General features: G+C 47.4%; 1 protein-coding gene. It reads left to right on the forward strand.

Going from position 1 to position 285, the window contains the following annotated elements; translation table 11 throughout:
• On the forward strand, positions 1-285 hold a 285-nt coding region (locus A3761_RS05335), incomplete at both ends, for a hypothetical protein (protein WP_197472847.1).

The following is a 285-nucleotide window of genomic DNA, read 5'->3' on the forward strand; positions in this document are numbered from 1 at the left end:
TTGCAGAATCCTTTGAGACATGCCTTGCTCTTACAGATGGCATTGCAGTTGTTGCCCCAATGGGGGAAGACGACAGCCAGGATGAAATCATTTTCTCTTCACGATTTGCCTGCCCACATTGTGGTTATGCGATTAGTGAGCTTGAGCCTCGTATGTTCTCTTTTAACAATCCTGCCGGTGCCTGTAGCTCCTGTGATGGCTTAGGCGTTAATCAGTTTTTTGATCCTGAAAGAATCGTACACAACCCTAGCCTGACACTTGCAGAAGGCGCAATTAGAGGTTGGG

The organism is Oleiphilus sp. HI0123 (assembly GCF_001635315.1).